Genomic DNA, 19,234 nt, shown 5'->3' with positions numbered 1-19,234 from the left:
ATTAATTTATATAAATTCCTCTTATCTAACATATATTTATTTGCTTAACATGATGATATTCCTCAGCTTCATTCCTAAATTCCTTATCTGCATATACCTATTTACTTTCTTATCACTAAAATTTATCTAAACAATCTTAAATTCCTATAATATATTTCAAAAAATCCAAATTACTAAAGAAATGAATATGAGCATATGCTGCCACAGTATTTTTCTTACAATATCCACATGTCCAACTTTTCTCTTCACCTAAATATGAAGTTTTAGTTAGTTTATAAATGGTTTCCTCTTGGGTATTTATCTTAGATTTATGAAACTCATGACATCTTATTTTAAGTCCCATAGGCAAAATATTATTTTCTTTATTAACAGTGATTTCTGCATAGCCAAAATTCTGAAGACTTTTAGTCATTTCAGCTTGTCCTTTGAAAAAGCCTACAACTTTCCGTCCTTCTATATATTCTGTAAGATACATAAGCCCCCCGCATTCTGCATAGCATCTCAGCCCAGCATCTAAAGCTTCTTTTATGCTATTTAACATAGTTACATTACTGCTAAGCTTATCCACAAAGACCTCCGGATATCCCCCGCCTATATATAGAAAGTCGATGTTTCCTGGAAGCTCCTTATCTTCTAATGGACTAAAGTAAATCACCTGTCCTAATTCTTGTAGAAGTTCAATATTTTCTGTGTAATAAAAATTAAAAACCTTGTCCTTTGCCACTGCTATCCTTATTTTATGTTTAGAGAAGTGTTGTGAAAGATTGTCCACAGATTTGCATCCTTCTCTCCCTATTTTCAACAGTTTGTCCTCATTTGTCCCATGCTGATATTCGTTAATTTGTCTTTCTTCATTGGACAGTGTCTTTAAATATATATTATGGCAAGTAGTAGATGATTTGGTGCTTACCTCTCCATTAAACAATAGCTTTGAATATAGTTCCTTCTCACTGGAAATTTCCTCTTTAAATAACTTGAGCAAATTATCCATATTCACATATTTTTCTAGTAAACAGCTGCAAATTTCAATTTTTTCATCAATATCTTCTATTTCGCTACTTTGTACAAGACCTAAGTGCCTACTTCCTATGTTTAGTCTCTCATCCATGGGCACATATCCTAAAACCTTCACTCCACAATTTTCTTCTATAGCATATTTAAGTAAAGTATAGTAGCCTTCATTTATATTATTCAGTATTATGCCTTTGATATCAGCATTTTCATATTCCATTAACCCTTTTATTTCTGCACAAAGCGTAGCAACTTGAGCCTTAGGCGAAAGCACTAAAATAATAGGAACTTTCAGTAATTTAGCCACATGAGCTGTGGAACCATAGGTATCTATGCCCTTACCATCATAAAGTCCCATAACTCCCTCAATCACTCCATAGTCACCTTTACCACTATAATAAGAAGTCTTTACCCCATTCTCTTCCATGAGGAAAACATCTAAGTTTCTTGCAGCCTTACCTGTAATATGGCTGTGGAAAGCAGTATCTATGTAATCTGGCCCTACTTTATATCCTTGCACCTCAAAACCTCTTTTAATAAGAGCTTTCATAATACCCAATGTTACAGTGGTCTTGCCTCCGCCACTGCTATTGGATGCTATTATTAATGATTTCATCATTTTAATACTCCCTTACAATATATTAAGTATTTAATCAGCTAATAAAAAATCACTTGAGTATTTTTGATTTTAAATATTTATTATTAAGTTATTATTTCGTGAATACTATTAATAAGATTATAAGACAAGATATGGCAGCTTAATCTATTATTAATTATTATTTCATAAATAAGTACTATAATAAAACTATATATTAATAAACGTAAACTAAAGTAATGTAATTTACTTCTGTAATGAAAAAACTATTCACTCTATGGATTTTAAAATAATATACTCTACATTAAATTATAATATGAAAATTGTAATGTGCATAATAAAGTTAAGCTTCATAATAAAATTTAATGTTAATAATAAAGTTAGTCTTAACAATAAGTTTTAATATAAATATCTAATCTAATTATACATATAGTCTTAATAATCAAGTGATTCTTATAAAATGGAGGTATAAAGATGAATAGTAAGAAAATAGCCGGGGAAAAAGCGGTAGAATTCATAAAAGACGGCATGATTATTGGGCTTGGTACTGGTTCAACAGTTTACTATACCATTAATAAATTAGCTGAAAAAGTGCGAGAAGGTCTGAGTATCAAGGCAGTTTCTACTTCTAGTTCTACCACTAAACTTGCCACTCAATTTGGCATAGAAATAATACCCTTTGATGAGGTGGACTACATAGATTTAACCATAGACGGAGCAGATGAAGTAGATAATAACTTAAATGGTATTAAAGGTGGCGGTGGGGCACTGTTATATGAAAAGCTAGTAGCTAGCTCCTCCAAAAAAATCATATGGGTAGTGGATAAAAGCAAAATGGTAAGTACCCTGGGTAAATTCCCCCTTCCCATAGAGGTTATCCCCTTTGCCCATCATCAAGTTTTCAACAAACTAAAATCCTTAAACTTAAACCCAGTGCTTAGAAAAATTGACCATAGCTGCTATATAACAGATGGTGAGCATTACATTATAGACTTATCACTAGAAAAGATAGAATATCCTTATGAACTAGACAATACCCTAAGATCCATACCTGGAGTGGTAGAGACAGGTTTATTTTTAAATATGGCGGATATGGTTATAGTCGGCAATGAGGGTAAAGTAGAAATTGTTAATTCTAAAAGTAGGCTGTAGACTTCTTCTATAAGAATATGGAAAATAATAGTTCTACCTCTGAGGTGCTTCCAGTAAACTAGGAACACCCCAGGGGCGGTGCTATTAAATGTAAATCATCTTTCTATCTTTAAAATACACCGGCTTCAAATTACATTCTTCTGCTATTTCTTTGGCTTTATAAAGGTTTTTCCCAACATTGTCTGGTGTATGAGCATCAGATCCAAGGGTGGAAAATTTCCCTCCTAGTTCATGAAATCTTTTGTATATAGTCATAAGATTTTTAACCGCGGAAGCATCATCTAGCCTTCTACTATTAATTTCTATAGCTTTTTCTTTATAAGATAGAATCTTTAAAACTTCATCTATATAATCACTATAATCTTCATAATAAATTTCCTTATCTTTATATGGACTGTATCTGCTTATGTAGTCAATATGTCCAAGGCTATCTATATTGTCATGAGTTTTTACACAATCTATCATATAGTGTAAATACTGCTTGTATGCTTCATCCTTAGACTTTTCCTCATAAAAAATCCCTTGGAAAATATCAATCCCATCTACTATATGCACAGAACCTATAACATAATCAAAAGGATTGTCCAATATTATTTTATTCACTTCTTCTAATTTATCAGGGCGCATGCCAATCTCAATACCAAGAAGAACATTGTGCTTTCTATATTCTTCGTACTCTTTAAAGTATGAATCTAAATCAATCATTCGAAACTTTTCATTTGGACAATCTACATCTATATGCTCGGTAATTATAAGTCCTAGGTTTTGCTTCTTTGCTTCAATGACAGCCTGAGCAAGCGCCATTTCTGAATCAGCTGAATATTTAGTATGAATATGAGTATCAAACATATTAGTCCTCCAAAAATATTTTCTTAATTAATACTTACTTAATTATAGTTTATAATACCATACTATTCCACCACTTATCATTAAATCCACTACCTCTGGGGTGATTCCATAAAAATGGAATCACCCCAGGGATGGTGGTATATTTTACCTATACCTATATCTTTAGTATAATGAATATATCAAGTGATTCTTAGCTCCAGGTGGAGTTTGCTTAAAAAGAATACGCCTCCATCGGAAACTTAGAAGAACTTATCCAGGAGCTTGTCGCCCATTATCCCACCAATTGAATAAGTGGGGGTATTAGGAGCGCTTAGCTATGGGATAAACTTAACAGAATTAATAACTTGGGGGGAGCCTTATGCTCAACAATGATGATATATCCATTTATGATAAATTAATTAAAGGACAGCTTGATAGTAGCCAGGAAGCGGGAAAGCATGAAGTTCTAAAATTATATATAAGTGAAGGTTTATCTCATCTAAATAAAAAGAATATTTCTAAAGGTCTCATTGATGCGTTAATTCAATACTTTAAAGATGAGAATTATAGAGCTTTAACAGCATATATAAACAACCATAACCTTATAGATTACTATTATGCATTTACAGAGAAACTGGAGTTACTAGTAAGAGAAGGTCTTATGGATATAGAGCCCCTTCATGCCTTGTACCATAAACTTTTACATAATGGAAACACTTATGAGGAGGTTAAGGTTGGGATAGCCTTGGCCACAGTATGTGAATCACAGTATTTAAATAATGCACAAAAAATTATAGACACATTTTCCAAAAGTCCAGAGTTTTATTTTTATATTATAAAGTTAGCCCAAAATTATAATAATGCAAACACCTTTATATACAACTTGGCCAAAAGCTCCTATAGCTATGGGAGGATAATAGCTATGTCCTATCTTGAATTTTTAACAGAGGATATTAAAATTTGGTGTATAGAAGAAGGCTGGAAAAGCGGCATATACAATGAGATTGGAGCAGCATTGGTTTTGGAGGATATAAATATTGGCTGGTATATAGATAATTTAACTATGGACAGTGCAAAAACCTCTAATTTATCCCGGCTTTTACAAAGCTATTTTAAATTTAATAGTCTATTTCACTATGAATTTTATAAAAGCATTTTTGAAAAATATCTCCCTAATGTTGAGACACATGGAAAAAGCCTTGATGATTTAGTAGCCCTAATTCAGATCCAGGAGTTTGTACAAAAAGATGTGGAAATTAATGATGCACTTAACAGTATACCTACTAAGTATATGGATATGTTAGCAGATATTTTGTTTACAAAAAGATGGATAAGGGTTTTAGAAAATTCAATATCCTCCGTTGAAGGTTCCAGCGAATATATCATAAAAGCCTCCAAAATCTTTGACTTTAAGTTAACTTTTAATCATTTAATAGGTTATTTAAATAAAGATATTTCCGATGCTAATATTTATAAATATATTATGAAAGAAGGAGATGAATCTTCCAAAAGACAACTAATAGAGTTTGCTTTAAATAATCTTAATTTAGATATAATTTTTATTGGTGCTCATATAGACTCTGAAAACCAACTTCAAAATGAAGATATTATCAATTCTTTAAAAGATATAGATTGGAAGAATTTAAATTTAGACTTAGACATCCCTGAATTTAATGATTTACTAGTTAATGATGATTTAAAGGAATATAATTTTAAAGAAGATGAATGCCTAGAAATTATCATAGCTAATCTAGGTGATTTGTCCAAAGAAATGATAAATCTTAATGTTAAAGCACTTTCGGCAAGATTGGATGAAACCAAAAAGCACGCCATAAAAAATTTAAGAAAACATCAAGGTCTTCTCAATGAAGAACATAAGAAAATTATTGGACAAGCAGCGGAAAATGAAGAAAATTATAATATAAAAAATAGTCTTAAAAAGCTTTTAGAAAATAGGAGTTTAAAGCAAAGAGAATATGTAAATATACGTCATCTAATTATTAGACCATATATAAAGGATATTTATATTTCTTCCATGAATGTAGCAGGAGTTTATTATAGGGATACCACCCCCATAGAAGACAACTTGACCCAAGATGACATTGTATATCTAAAACGTGAAAAAGATAACCTCTATGATCACAACGCAATACAGGTCACTACCCACGATGGATATGTACTGGGTTATATTCCTAAAAAAGATAACTTCATATTAAAAAACCTTTTAGACGGGGGCAAGTACCTGTATGGAATTGTAAAAGAAACTAATTTCGAAGAAAATCATATTCGAATAAGAGTTTACCTAAGCTATCAAGATATAATAGAAGAAACCCAAAATATAGTTATGATGCTTAGAGGTAAGAGTAACGGGCAGATTCAATAAATCTACCAATAAATGTAATCGCCCCTGGGGTGCTTCCATTCTTATGGAAGCACCCCAGGGGCGATTACATTTATCACCAAGCATCTTATTCACATTGAATGCTCTTTAGCATTGGCAATCATAATAAAGTATAAAACGCACAATATGCTTGTAATAACTTTGTATGTTTCTTCAATTTAGTCCTGTCCACCAATGTATCAAATACACAATATTTTTGTAATATAGCTAATACTAAATAAATGGACATTAATATTACCTCAACAATCCTTTATATATATTTACAACTAGTATAAAATAGAATGGTAACTGGTAAACAAATGACTAGGAGGAAACTTTATATGAAGCATTATTTAGATCTTTTTTTGGTTTTTTTTAAGATAGGTGCCTTTACACTAGGCGGAGGATATGCCATGGTACCTTTAATTGAGAAAGAAGTGGTGGATAATAAAGGGTGGTTAGATAAACAAGAATTTATAGACTCTCTAGCTTTGGCACAATCTTCGCCAGGACCTATAGCGGTAAATACTGCGGTATTTGTAGGATATAAAAGTTCCGGTATATTAGGAGCAATATGTACCACCTTAGGAGCTATTTTGCCTTCTTTTATAATAATTTTGCTCATCGCATTATTTTTTAGAAATATAAAAGACAACATATATGTAGAAAAAGCTTTTAAAGCCATAAGACCTGCTATAGTCGCATTAATAGCAGCCCCCATCTATAATATGAGCAAAAGTGTGGGAATAAATAAAAAGACTATTTTTATACCTATCCTAGTGGCTGTTTTAATATCCTTTGCAGGTATAACTCCTATATTCTTCATAATAGTGGCTGCAATAGGTGGCATAGTTTATGGAAAAATGAAGGAGGGAAAATAGATGAACTTATATTTAAAACTTTTTTTAACATTTTTCAAAATAGGATTATTTAGCTTTGGTGGCGGATATGCTATGCTTCCTTTAATAAAAGAAGAAGTAGTAGTAAAAAACCTTTGGCTTAGCTTAGGAGAATTTACTGATATCATAGCTATATCTCAGGTTACTCCAGGTCCTATTGCCATAAATAGCGCTACATACATAGGCTATACTGCAACCAATTCAGTGTGGGGTTCAGCACTAGCCACCTTAGGGGTTTCACTTCCATCTTTCATAATAATGACCTTAATTTCAATGTTTTTTGTTAAATTTAAGGAAAATAAATATGTAGAATATGCCTTTAAAGGTATCCGTCCCACAGTAATAGGGCTTATTGCCGCAGCTGCCTTGCTCCTTATTAATAAAAGCATATTTATAGATTATAAAAGCATTATTCTATTTTTAGGAGTATTTATAGCCTCGTTGAAAAAGGTAGACCCTATACTGCTAATAGTAATAGTAGGAATCCTAGGAGTGATACTATATTGATGGAATGGATTGCTTATTGATTTTAAAAATTTAGCCGGCAACATATTGTATTATTCACTAATATTGATGTTATAGATTATTAATAAACTGAATTTAACTGACGCTAATTTATATTATATGCCATATTTGAAGGGATATTTTATTATCAAATGTTCTTTTTAAGACCCAAGCAAATTCATTGGTAATAACTAATAATATAAATATACAAAGTTTGCTTAGGAATGCTTTACTAGTTAATAAATGCCTTCAATAAAACTAAGGAGGATTTATGTAAAGTATTTCAATATTAATTAAACCTGCTTCTTCCAGTTGTAATTTAAGGTGCAAATACTGCTTTTATAGTGATGTGGCAGACAATAGAGATGTGATTAGTCATGGATTTATGAGTGAGGATACCATGACCTCATTGATAAAAAAAGATTTTGAAGAAGACACTAAGGCTATTTCTTTCGCCTTTCAAGGCGGAGAGCCCACTGTGGCAGGCCTTGATTTTTTTAAAAACTTCATAAAAGCTGTAAATAACCACAATGTTAAAGATATCTCTGTGAATTATTCCATTCAAACTAATGGTTGCCTATTAAATGAGGAGTGGTCAGAATTTTTTAAAGCTAATAACTTTTTAGTAGGAATTTCCTTAGATGGTCCAAAGGATATAAATGACCAATTGAGAATAACCCCTGAACATAAAGGAAGCTATAACCAGGTTATGAAGGCTATAAAGCTGTTGAAACAGTATGAAGTTCCCTTTAATATTCTTTGTGTCCTAACTTCCTTCAACTCAAAGCACATAAGGAAGGTTTATAAGTTTTTCAAAAAGGAAGGCTTCAACTATCCTCAGTTCATCCCTTGTTTAGAGCCTTTAGATAAAAATGAACCTTCAAATAAATACAGCTTAAAGAATTCTGACTACAAATATGCACTAAATAACTTATTTACCCTTTACAAAGAAGATTTCTTCAAAGGTGATTATACCAGTATTCGTTTGTTTGATAATTACATACAAATGTATCTTGGTTATCCAGCGGAAAACTGCGGTGTTTCAGGGATATGCAGCTGTTACTACGTTATAGAATCCAATGGGGACGTATACCCTTGCGATTTTTTTGCACTGGATAAGTACAAGCTAGGTAATATAAATGAAATATCCTTTAATGAAATGAGGCAAACTCCCCTATCTGCAAGCTTTATAAAAGAATCTACCTTTATAGAGGAAAAATGCCTCCACTGTAAATATATAAGGCTATGCCGAGGGGGTTGCAAGCGTTACAGAACCTCCACTGGAGCATCAGGTTTGCCCATGAATTACTTCTGCGAAGCCTATTACAACTTCTTTGAAACTAACATCGCTGGTATAGCAGAAATAGCTGACCAGCTAAAAAAAGAACTACTTGGAAAATAAAGGATCTACCCCTGGGGTGATGACATAAAATGTCATCACCCCAGGGGTAGCCCCTTTATTTGGGAATTAAGCGTGAGCTATTCTTGGCATCCACATGGGCTCTTTTTGAAGCTCTGCTGAAATGTACTTTAATAAGAGATTCATCTTTAATTCTTTATGTTCTTCACTGTTCCAAAGGTTGTTTACTTCATGAGGCTCTTCTTTTAGGTCAAAGAGCTCGCCATAGGTTTCATTGTAGTACACGGTAAGCTTGTACCTTCCATCCACATAAGTTCTTACATTAATGGTAGTTGGTTCATGATGATGCTCACATATTATGTGAGCTCTGGCTTTAGCTTCTTGTCCCTGCCATACTTTAATTTCATCTACTCCTGTCATAGTTCTTGGAATAGGGAAACCTAAGTCACTTAAAAAAAGTAGGTCTTAAGTCTACTAAAGATTGAAGAGAACTATTAATTACATTTTCTTTAACCTTTAATATTATTATTTTACTTTATCATGATCTTACTATTTTGATAAGTAGTTCTCCCACTCCCACATTATATCCACTGCAGGCATAAATTCCATTAACAGAATTCCATAAATTATCACCACCTCTGGGGTGATTACATTTTATGGAATCACCCCAGGGGTGGTTCCATTTGTTGGCAACTAATATAAGAGGAAGCTTGTCTGGATCTAGGTACATGCGCCTTGCTATAGTGTTTACGTTGCAGGAAAAATCGTCAAAATAAGTCTTTATATTTGGAACTAGTTCATAAACCTTTTGCAAGGTTTTATTCTGCAGAGCTGAGATATCTTTGAGCACAAAGATTAAACCTCCTGGTATGTTATCAAAATCTTTGGAGAAATCTATGATTTCGTTTAGTATATGCTCTGTTGGCTCCTTGCCTTCCTCTATCCATATAAGAATACTTTTGTCTTTTTTCATTAGCTGAGAAGCATATATAGTATCATTGTTTTTGTCTTTAAGCATAAAATCTTGAAGCTCATAGTTTTCTAGCATGTCCGATATTTTTGCATCTCTTATGGCTATTTCTATCTCTTTATTTTCCTTGGCACTTACTGAGAACAGATACTTCTTTGCAAATATACTGCCATTAGGCAATCTGTTGGAGGTTAAGATTCTATAATTACCTGGCACTAAACTAATATAAGCTTTTCCCTGAGAGGGTATATTATCCTGTAGTGATAAAGTCCTATATACTCCCTTATCTAGCACCGCTATAGTCCAGTTTTGATAATATTTTAATTCAGAATTACTGATATTATTAACTGTAAGCATAGAGTTTCCTAAAATATTTACATCTTCCACCTTTACAAATCCAATATTGCAATTACATGTTAAGCTTGGACTATTATGATTTTCATGTTTATCTCTTACCCTAGGTAGCTTGTCCTCCGTGTCTTTTTCAGTACATAAAAAGTCAGCATTGTAACCTTGCTTGCCATCAATAGTTTTTTTAATTTCATTCATGCCACTTAGGTACATAGCATTATATTTATAATACTCTACAGATAAATCATTAGAATTGATCCTTGCTGGTATTCCTAAAGTTCTACAAATTGCCACAAATAAGATCTTTTTAGATATTAAGCTTCCGCTACCCATTTTTAATGTCTCTAATGGAAGGTTATAAAGCTCTTCATATTCATGTTGTGGAAACTCTTTTACATTTTCATTAATATAACTCCATATAAGCACTGGCTCTTCTTTAAAGCTTTCTTTTAAGTCTTTAGAGAAATAATTATTAATTTCCTCCCTAAAAGCAGTAATTTTTTCTAGATATATTCTAGGACAAAGCACATATTTTAAATATATTTCTTTAGGATAATCTTCACTAAAAGAAACTACATTATTTATATGGGAATCTAATATATTGGACTTACTATCTACATAATCCTTATTGGACAAGGTTTTTAATAAATTAACCCGCTTTTCTAAATCCTCATAATCAGTACTAACTTTTAAGAAATTTAAAATTTCATTATAATTTCCTGAAGATTTTAATAATATATCATTAATATCATGAAAAGATGCTTGTACAACTTTTAGTGAAGCATTTTCCCTACTTCCTATTGGTTGTTTTACCTCTTCACATGTTGAATTTGCATATTTTATGCAACTTAACCTCTGGTTTTCTATCGCTTGTCCCTCATCTTCAAATATTGCTTGTCCTTTGTCTTTCCTTACTACATCTTCATCTTTTAATTTGCTTAACGCTTTACTTTCTAATAGCTGTGATTTTCTATCCTCTATCTCCCTCAAGATTTTATTGATGCTTTCTTCCCTAACAGCATTGCAATGTTTAACTCTTTCATTATGCGCCGACTGTTCCTCTTCAGTGATGCTGTAAGGTAATATTTTTCTATCTTTTGGAGGAATCATATCTATGTCTTGTCCAAGAACCTCTTCTTCATAAGACACTGCGTCGTTCATATTAAATTCAATTACCTTTACATCTTTTAAATCTATGATTTTATTAAGAAATTTACCTTCTTTCACCACATGGAAAGAAACAGTCCCTAATCCAAGGCTTATGAATGCTTGTCCTTGGCTATCTGTGACTAATTTTGCTACAGTGGCAAACTCTGAATAATTAAGTATCTCCACCCTAATTTCTGCACCTTTTATAGGCTGATTTTGTGAATTTATAACCTTAATATGAACCCTCTTTGTAGGTGCATACTTTTCAATATTGCTAATGGTAGTTAAAACATTATTTTGTGATATTATCTCTTCACTTTTAATATAATTTGAAAAAATTCTGCTGTGAATCACCATGGCTCTAGAAGCTGCGGAAGTAAACCAGCCTTTGTCTAATACAGGTTCTGGCTCGCAAGCTCCAAGATAATGCCACTTGCCATCACACCACACCTCTACCCAAGCATGATTATCATCACAATGAGCCCATCTAGGAGTGTAGATCTGTCTTGCCGGTATTCCCACGCTTCGCAAGGCAGTCACCGCAAACGTTGACTCCTCTCCGCATCTTCCATAGCCGCACCTTAATACTGTAAGGGGAGAGGCTGTCCTCTCATCTGTAGATTTATAAGTAGCTTTTTCTGCACACCAATAATTAACCTCTAGAGCAGCTTCGTACATGCTTTTACCTTCTATCCTATCCTTAAGCATTTGATAAAATACATCCCTGCAATCCTCTATGGCTTCGTTGTTAACACGATAGTGCAGCACATAATTCAGGAAAATATCCTCTGGAATCTTAAGGCCCCAAGGAGTATTTTCCCTTATAAATATTCCTTGTTTAACATATTTAAGAAACAAGTCAAAATCATAATTTGATATATCGCTTAAAGGCATGGAAGCATATAAGTACTCCATTAAAAACCTTTCTTTTTCATTACATAGGGAAAGCTTATATAAGATATTATTTTTCTTATATCCAAATAGATCTAATGCTTCATTAAACTTAGAGCTTACATATTCTTTAACCTCATTAGTATATTCCATAATCCATCTCCTTTTATAAATTCTCCTGGATAAATTCTCCCGGATAAATTTTAAATAAGCATCAATTATATTAACAAGTTAAATTTCATTCTACATACGGGAAATATCTAAATATCACTTACATTGATTAATATATTTAAAAGTTACAACTTCTCTAGAATCTCCCTAATCCTTAATATTTCTTCACTGTCAGTTCTCAATATCACATATTCGCTGAGTATAGGGAAGCCCATGCTGATATCTTCTTTTCTATATTTCATAGGGCTTTCCACGTTAATTTTCCCTGAAGTATGCACCGCAAGAGACTTGGTATAACTCACTACCTGCTGTACATTTTTTGAATTTATTCCGCTTCCTATAAGAATTTCTATTTTGTCCTCTGATTTTTCCACTAGTTCTTTCAGAAGTTCTATGCCTTCAGTACATTTATTTTTCTGACCTGAAGTTAAAATAGATTTAACACCTAAATTCTTTGCCTCTTCCAAGGCTTCAAAAGGATTCTTACACACATCAAATGCACGATGAAGAGTTACATGCATTCCTTCTGCTAAAGCCATAAGTTCCCTCATTCTCTCTAAGTCTAAAGCTCCATCTGGTTTTAAAATTCCTATAACAACTCCATTAGCACCAGCTTCTTTAAAAATCTTTATATCTCTTTTAATTATTTCAAATTCATCCTGGGTATAGCAAAAATCTCCATATCTAGGTCTAATTAAAACATTGATTTTTACATCGGTTTTTTCTTTTATTAATTTAAATAAATTTATGTTAGGTGTGGTTCCTCCAATAATTAGGTCACCGCAAAGCTCTAAGCGATTTGCCCCGCCCTTTACCGCTTCCATAGCTGACTCTACAGAATCTACGCAAGCTTCTAAAACATATGACATAGGAATTCCTCCTTGTAAACTGAAATTTATATATAAGTAATAGGTAATAGCTAAGAAGTAATAGTTGTGGTGAAAATTCAGCCTTGCTGAATTTTTTCAAAAACTCTTAACCCTTACCTCTTACCTTTTACTTCTTACTTCTTACCTATTAGCTCTTACTTCTTACCTATTAGTTCTTACCTATTAGTTCTTACCTGCTCTATAAATTTTTATTTCCCTGCAAGCAAATAATACACAGACGTTACCCCTGCTCCTGTAGCCCCTGTACATTGATACTCATAAAGAGGAGTATCCACCCAGGCAGTTCCGGCAATATCTAAGTGTATCCAAGGTTTATCTTCCACAAAACTTTCTATAAATAAACCCGCAGTTATGGTGCCGCAATAGCTTTTTCCTATATTTTTCACATCTGCTATATCACTTTTTATCATATCTCTATACTCATCATAAATGGGGAATCTCCAATATTGTTCTCCAGATCTCTTGTAAGCCTTTTTAAATTCTTTATAGAAATCTTTATTATTGGTTAAAACCCCAGCAGTACTAAAGCCTAAGGCATTTACCACTGCACCGGTTAAAGTAGCTATATCTATAATTCTTTCTACCTTCTCTTTTTTAATAGCATAGGTTACTGCATCTGCTAATATAAGCCTTCCTTCAGCATCAGTATTCAAAACTTCAATAGTCTTTCCAGCCATGGAATTAATTACATCTCCAGGAATGAAACTTTCTCTAGATATACGATTTTCACAAGCAGGTATTACCCCTACCACATTTGCCTTTATCTTATTTTTTGCTAAGGCATATATAGTACCAACAACTGCAGCTGCTCCCGCCATATCTCCTTTAATTCCAGCCATGGAGTTAGCAGGCTTTAAGCAGTATCCTCCGGTGTCACAAGCTACTCCCTTTCCTACTAAAGCTGTAACCTCTTTACTCTCCTTATCCCCAAAATACCTTGCTATAATAAGCCTTGGTGGATTTCCGCTGCTTTTTCCTACGGTATAAAAGGCTTCCATTTTATTTTCCACAATATATTTTTCATCAAAAACCTCTACCTGAAAACCTGCCTCTGCACCTAATTTCTTTATATTTTCCGCCATAATTATAGGAGTTAACTTATTTGCAGGAGCATTTACCAAGTCTCTAGCTAGTATAACCCCTTCTGAAATATTCATGGCAAGTATTATTTCATTATTTATTAAAGCTTTATCTTCCTCATCATATCCTTGAAGATATATATCATAGGACTTTTCTTCCTTGGATGTGCCATACCCTTTAAATTTATATGACCCTAGCCTTAAGCCTAAAATTATTTCACTAATGGAACTTATGCCATACTCCTTTAAAAACAAAGAAATATCAATAGCTACATTTTTAACCTTATATTTTTTAAGCGCCTTTATGCTATAAGCTGCTATTTCTTTTATTTTTGTAAAGTTAAAGCTAGAGAGTTCTCCCAATCCCACATATAGTACAACCTTGTCATTTAATACATCAATATTCTCTTTACAATTACTTTCATCACTATTATGGGTTTTATCCTTATTAGCACCTTCATCCATGTCATGACTATTTCTATTATTAACATAAGGAATGGAAGTCTTATACCCACTATCAAATACTCTTTGAATAGCTGAAGGAATATTGCAGTTATTGCTGATATTCTCTTTATGGTCATTTTTGTTACTGTAATGACTATTATTATTTTTGCCATAAACATACACAATTTTTAAATCACAACTTTGTTTGTTATCTGCACCTATCATAAAATCACTCCTCAATGTTTTCCATTAAAAGTATCCACCCCTGGGGTGATTACATTTAATGGAAGCACCCCAGGGGCGCTTCCATCAATTGTAAATTATTATTCATGTTAATTAATATTCTATAGAAACCATACTATGTCCTTCTATTTTGTCTAAATTAAATACTATATAGTTGTCCAGCTTTTGAAAATCAATACTTTCAAGAGAAGGGACTTTTTTCACGGACTTTATGTTTTTGCTGCCTACATATATTTTAAATTCTAAGTTATAAAGAGGGATAATATCTTCTATGGTGTAAATATCTTCTGAGCGTTTTTCTGTTATATAGTGCAGAACATGTAGTATATCCCTGTGGTTGCAGCTGTCATTATGGTAATTGTCCAAGCCTACATGCTTAACCTGTGTAGTTTCAGCACTTGCTGATTCTATATCATCGTTGCTTACAACTCCAACTACATGCTTAGCTTCTGCAGTTTCAGTCCCCAGCTCTTCCTTAAGCTTATCATAACTCTGAGTGTTTAAAGCTGTAATTATTGTAGATGGTCCGTTGTGAGTAATTAGCTTATCTTTGAGAAGAAGCTCTAACGCATCCTTCATTATTAACTTGCACCATCTAGCGCAGTTTTTGCGGTAAATTCTAAATATAGGATGGGAAAAGTATATAACATTATCCTTTTTGGTTACAGCTGGGTAGCCAAGCTTTCCTGAGGATGGAGTATGTTGATGAGAACAGAATTTTTTCCCTTCTCTATTAAAGTAAGGCTGTACAGAATGCATTAAAATCTCGGCTTCTTGAGCCTTTATTTCCATACCTCTTAAATACATAACATACTCTTCTTTGTATAAATCCTTTCCTATAACCTCATTAGGTAAAATAAAATCTCTATAGTAGTCAGATTCCTTTTCATAAGAAATTCCATATAAGCTGCTGATTTTGCTTTCATTATTTAAAAGGGATTTATAGGTGCCAATAACCTCGCCGCCCTTTTCCACATATTTAGTAAGCTTATCTTCTAATTTAGCACTAAAATTTATGTCATCAGGTAAAATTAATAATTTATACTTATCAAAATCACAACTGCTATCTATGATGTCAAACTGATAAGATAATTCTTGAAGCATCCTTACCGCTCCTATTAAAGCTGGAGGAATACCTAAATCATGCTCCTTAAAAGTGTAAAACTCTTCTGGAGTAAATACTGCAATTTCTGGAATAGCCTTTGCACCTTTGCAATAAGACTCTTTTTCTTTAACCTTTTCATAAACTGATCCTATTAATTCATAAGCTCCTTTAGATAGCTTGCCACTAGGGTGGAGTTGATCTCCTATGGAGCAACCAGCCCCTAAAGCTAGCATATTAAAACATTCAAACTCTAATGCTGCATTGTTTTTAAGGGAATGAAAATCCCCCCAATAGGTATGAAATTTACCTGTCATCCCTAGTATATCTTTTCCTAAATTCCTAGCATATCTAACAGTGGCTGGGAAATGGTCATAGCCCCAGCCGCCGCTAGGAAGAGATTCTAACTCTAAGTGAGTATAATCATCGAGACTTCTTTTATTATTAGGTCCTATATGTGAACTATTATAAAAAATACCGGCATTAGGAACCCTCTCTTTTATAAACTCTGTTATTTCCTTTTTAAATTCATCCACCATCACTGTAGAATATTCAATTCTTTCATGTTTAACCTTTGGATCAAAGCCTAAGGCTTGCATTTTACTAATGCAATGCTCGCAATTGCAGTCCACTTTAAACAGTATGTCCATAAAGAAACCATCTATATTTTCTATTCCCACCACATCGATGATATCTTGAATATGATCTTTAAAATACTGCCTATAGCCGCTATTTAAACAAATAGTATAGTAAAAATGAGGCTTTGGTATATTTTGGCTGTTGATAAACTCACCATTCTCATCTACGCATAACCATTCTGGATGAGTTTCTGCTACATGCCCATCCCACTGAACTGTGGTGTATATGGGAACATTTATATTATTTTTATGACAAGCTTCAATTTGTTCTAATAAAAGATTTTTATTAACTAAATTAGGATGTATAAGCTCCGGTGTTTTCTTTGAAGGATAATACACCCATCCATGATGGCATCTTGCAAAGCAGGTAATGGAGTCGATATTTGCTTTTTTTAAAGTATCTGCAAACTTTTCTGCGTCAAATTCCTGAGCCACCATAGGAATATACTCACTGGTATGAAAATCTAAATGTACTTGTCTATATCTTAGTTCATTCATATCTAAATCCTCCACGATAATATACTTTTATCATAAACTTTATTGGAAAGATACACATCAATATATTTTAAGAGGGATTTATATATGCCAATAACCTTGCCGCCCTTTTCCACATATTTAGTAAGCTTGTCTTCTAATTCATGTACTTTCCTCAAAAATATATATGATATGTTTCTTAAACCATTTAAAACTTAATTACATTCATTCCTTAACAGACTTTTTATTCTTTTCAAATTAATTGGCCATGTATAATATTATTCTAATCTTTATCTTAATTTACTCTTTTACCGCTCCAGCAGCTAAGCCGCCTTCAACCTTTTCTTGGAATAAAAGATATATTACAAGAGGTACAAACACGGTAATTACTATGGCTGCCATTAAAGGACCATATTCAGATCCTCTTTCACCATTAAAGTTAAGAAGTCCTAAGGAAATAGGCTTTAACTTATCATCATTTATAAATAATAGTGGGAATAAGATGTTATTCCATGCACCTAGAAAATTAAAAATAGATACTGTAGATATAGCAGGTACTGACAAAGGCAATATTATTCTTGTATATATCTGAAAATATCCTGCTCCATCTATAATAGCTGCTTCTTCTAAGGACATATTTATTCCCTTCATAAAACGTGTAAGCACGAATATGCTAAAAGACAAGGAAAATGCTACATAAATAAGCACTAGAGCCACTAGGTTATTCTTAAGTCCTAATTTTCCTACCAGGTATGCCACAGGTACAAGTATAGTATGCATAGGTATCATCATGCCTAAAAGAAAGAATATAGAAAGATATTTATTTATCTTAAAATCAAATCTTGCTAGTACATATGCTGCCATAGAAGCCACTATAACTAGAACTATAACTGTGGACATAGAAATCATAAGGCTATTTAAAAAATATCTGCTCATATTAGCTTCTTTCCAAGCTATTACATAATTTTCATATCTAAAAACTTCTGGCAAGCTAAAGGGTGAGCTGAATATTTCATTATTCTCTTTTAAAGAAGAAACCAAGGTAAATAGCATTGGAAAAATAAATGCTAAAGACATAACTATCAAAAATACATACAATCCAACTTTTCCTGACCATCTATTATTAACATTACTCTTTTTTCCTTTCATCCTTCACCCTCCTAACTATCTTTTCTTTTATCCATGATAAAATCACTGCCTATGGTAAGAACTAAAGCAATTACTAAAATTATAACCCCAATAGCACTACCTCTTCCGTAATTATCGTATCTAAAAGCCTCATAGTACATAAGGGTAGTAGGAAGATTGGTTAGTCCATTAGGTCCCCCTTCTGTCATTACAAATATCAGGTCAAAAACCTTTACAGTACCAATTATGTCCATGAGTACGCACATGCTTAAAATAGGTTTTAACATAGGAATAGTAATATAGAAGAATTTTTTTGCGGATGTAGCTCCATCAATGGCAGCCGCTTCATAAACTTCATCTGGGATAGTGGTTAATCCAGCAATTAATATAACCATGTAATAACCGATACCTGCCCATATATTTACGAATATTATGGTATTCATAGCAGTGGAAGAATCTATAAGCCATCCTTTTGCCATTTCTGCTAGTCCAACCATTTCTAATAGACTATTTAAAGAGCCATTAGGCATAAATATGAAATACCATAGAAGTCCAATAGCTGTAAGTGGGAATATAGTAGGAACAAAATACATTACTTTAAAAAATCTATATCCTCTGCACTTTGTATTTATAGCCACCGCAAGCAGCAATGCTATAGGAGTATGGAAAAGTACGCTAAAAAACACCATTCTGCCCATGTTTTTTAAGGATAGTATAAAACCAGGATCTTTAAAAACAGATAAATAGTTTTGAAGTCCTACGAACTTAATTGGCGTGCCTAAAATTCCGTTCCAATCCGCCATAGAGAAATAAAGAGCTCCAAACATTGGCATTATTAGAAATACAACATAAATTATTAAAGCCGGTAACAAGAAAAGTAGTAGTTTTGACTTATCTTTTTTAGTCTTCAAATGTATCAAGTTAGTCCCCCCTTTTTAAAGGCAGTTCCAGAGACAAAATCTCTGGAACCCACAA

At 32.9% G+C, this 19,234-nt stretch carries 13 protein-coding genes and 1 pseudogene; 5 read left to right on the top strand and 9 right to left on the bottom strand.

Annotation, left to right across the window (positions count from 1 at the left end):
* Nucleotides 1-136: 136 nt before the first annotated feature.
* Nucleotides 137-1,627, bottom strand: coding sequence for a cobyrinic acid a,c-diamide synthase CobB (locus BUA82_RS07920; protein ID WP_073007138.1), 1,491 nt, complete (start codon nucleotides 1,625-1,627; stop codon nucleotides 137-139).
* 453 nt (nucleotides 1,628-2,080) lie between these two features.
* Here BUA82_RS07920 and rpiA point away from each other — a divergent pair, with 453 nt between their 5' ends.
* A complete protein-coding gene (gene rpiA / locus BUA82_RS07915; protein WP_073006411.1) occupies nucleotides 2,081-2,758 on the top strand; it encodes a ribose-5-phosphate isomerase RpiA in 678 nt (225 codons plus the stop codon).
* Between the two features lie 84 nt (nucleotides 2,759-2,842).
* Here the strand turns inward: rpiA and BUA82_RS07910 are convergent, their stop codons facing one another.
* A complete protein-coding gene (locus BUA82_RS07910) occupies nucleotides 2,843-3,607 on the bottom strand; it encodes a histidinol phosphate phosphatase (protein ID WP_073006410.1) in 765 nt (254 codons plus the stop codon).
* 358 nt (nucleotides 3,608-3,965) lie between these two features.
* Here BUA82_RS07910 and BUA82_RS07905 point away from each other — a divergent pair, with 358 nt between their 5' ends.
* From BUA82_RS07905 to BUA82_RS07890, 4 genes are all read left to right on the top strand, one after another.
* The gene (locus BUA82_RS07905; RefSeq protein ID WP_073006409.1) at nucleotides 3,966-5,969 is read left to right on the top strand and encodes an HIRAN domain-containing protein; all 2,004 of its coding nucleotides are present in this window, start codon (nucleotides 3,966-3,968) and stop codon (nucleotides 5,967-5,969) included.
* Nucleotides 5,970-6,307: 338 nt separating this feature from the next.
* Complete coding sequence (locus BUA82_RS20455) at nucleotides 6,308-6,847, top strand: chromate transporter (protein WP_073006408.1); 540 nt, start codon at nucleotides 6,308-6,310, stop codon at nucleotides 6,845-6,847.
* A complete protein-coding gene (locus BUA82_RS20450) occupies nucleotides 6,848-7,372 on the top strand; it encodes a chromate transporter (protein WP_073006406.1) in 525 nt (174 codons plus the stop codon).
* 277 nt (nucleotides 7,373-7,649) lie between these two features.
* Nucleotides 7,650-8,771 (top strand): anaerobic sulfatase maturase, encoded by a 1,122-nt coding sequence (locus tag BUA82_RS07890; protein WP_083599841.1) that lies wholly within the window; start codon nucleotides 7,650-7,652, stop codon nucleotides 8,769-8,771.
* 66 nt (nucleotides 8,772-8,837) lie between these two features.
* Here BUA82_RS07890 and BUA82_RS07885 read toward each other — a convergent pair.
* The 7 genes and pseudogenes from BUA82_RS07885 to BUA82_RS07855 all read right to left on the bottom strand — a co-directional run.
* Nucleotides 8,838-9,173: pseudogene (locus BUA82_RS07885) on the bottom strand (sulfatase/phosphatase domain-containing protein); the annotation flags it as partial.
* Nucleotides 9,174-9,267: 94 nt separating this feature from the next.
* Nucleotides 9,268-12,243, bottom strand: a complete 2,976-nt coding sequence (locus BUA82_RS07880; RefSeq protein WP_073006402.1) for a transglutaminase-like domain-containing protein — start codon at nucleotides 12,241-12,243, stop codon at nucleotides 9,268-9,270.
* Between the two features lie 143 nt (nucleotides 12,244-12,386).
* Complete coding sequence (locus BUA82_RS07875) at nucleotides 12,387-13,130, bottom strand: copper homeostasis protein CutC (protein ID WP_073006400.1); 744 nt, start codon at nucleotides 13,128-13,130, stop codon at nucleotides 12,387-12,389.
* Between the two features lie 209 nt (nucleotides 13,131-13,339).
* Nucleotides 13,340-14,899, bottom strand: coding sequence for a leucyl aminopeptidase (locus BUA82_RS07870; protein ID WP_083599840.1), 1,560 nt, complete (start codon nucleotides 14,897-14,899; stop codon nucleotides 13,340-13,342).
* 111 nt (nucleotides 14,900-15,010) lie between these two features.
* Complete coding sequence (locus BUA82_RS07865) at nucleotides 15,011-17,155, bottom strand: beta-galactosidase trimerization domain-containing protein (RefSeq protein WP_073006398.1); 2,145 nt, start codon at nucleotides 17,153-17,155, stop codon at nucleotides 15,011-15,013.
* Between the two features lie 276 nt (nucleotides 17,156-17,431).
* On the bottom strand, nucleotides 17,432-18,280 hold the full coding sequence (locus tag BUA82_RS07860) for a carbohydrate ABC transporter permease (protein ID WP_073006396.1): 849 nt from the start codon (nucleotides 18,278-18,280) through the stop codon (nucleotides 17,432-17,434).
* A gap of 11 nt (nucleotides 18,281-18,291) precedes the next feature.
* On the bottom strand, nucleotides 18,292-19,179 hold the full coding sequence (locus BUA82_RS07855) for a carbohydrate ABC transporter permease (protein ID WP_073006394.1): 888 nt from the start codon (nucleotides 19,177-19,179) through the stop codon (nucleotides 18,292-18,294).
* Between the last annotated feature and the right edge of the window lie 55 nt (nucleotides 19,180-19,234).

This window comes from Clostridium amylolyticum (assembly GCF_900142075.1).
Classification (GTDB): Bacteria; Bacillota; Clostridia; order Clostridiales; family Clostridiaceae; genus Clostridium_AA; species Clostridium_AA amylolyticum.
Note: the sequence above shows the minus strand (reverse complement) of the source record. Positions and strands in the feature narration are given on the sequence as shown.

Coding starts and splice junctions, on each gene's coding strand:
- BUA82_RS07920 (WP_073007138.1), bottom strand. CDS start 1,627: ATGAAATCATTAATAATAGCATCCAATAGCAGTGGCGGAGGCAAGACC.
- rpiA (WP_073006411.1), top strand. CDS start 2,081: ATGAATAGTAAGAAAATAGCCGGGGAAAAAGCGGTAGAATTCATAAAA.
- BUA82_RS07910 (WP_073006410.1), bottom strand. CDS start 3,607: ATGTTTGATACTCATATTCATACTAAATATTCAGCTGATTCAGAAATG.
- BUA82_RS07905 (WP_073006409.1), top strand. CDS start 3,966: ATGCTCAACAATGATGATATATCCATTTATGATAAATTAATTAAAGGA.
- BUA82_RS20455 (WP_073006408.1), top strand. CDS start 6,308: ATGAAGCATTATTTAGATCTTTTTTTGGTTTTTTTTAAGATAGGTGCC.
- BUA82_RS20450 (WP_073006406.1), top strand. CDS start 6,848: ATGAACTTATATTTAAAACTTTTTTTAACATTTTTCAAAATAGGATTA.
- BUA82_RS07880 (WP_073006402.1), bottom strand. CDS start 12,243: ATGGAATATACTAATGAGGTTAAAGAATATGTAAGCTCTAAGTTTAAT.
- BUA82_RS07875 (WP_073006400.1), bottom strand. CDS start 13,130: ATGTCATATGTTTTAGAAGCTTGCGTAGATTCTGTAGAGTCAGCTATG.
- BUA82_RS07870 (WP_083599840.1), bottom strand. CDS start 14,899: ATGATAGGTGCAGATAACAAACAAAGTTGTGATTTAAAAATTGTGTAT.
- BUA82_RS07865 (WP_073006398.1), bottom strand. CDS start 17,155: ATGAATGAACTAAGATATAGACAAGTACATTTAGATTTTCATACCAGT.
- BUA82_RS07860 (WP_073006396.1), bottom strand. CDS start 18,280: ATGAAAGGAAAAAAGAGTAATGTTAATAATAGATGGTCAGGAAAAGTT.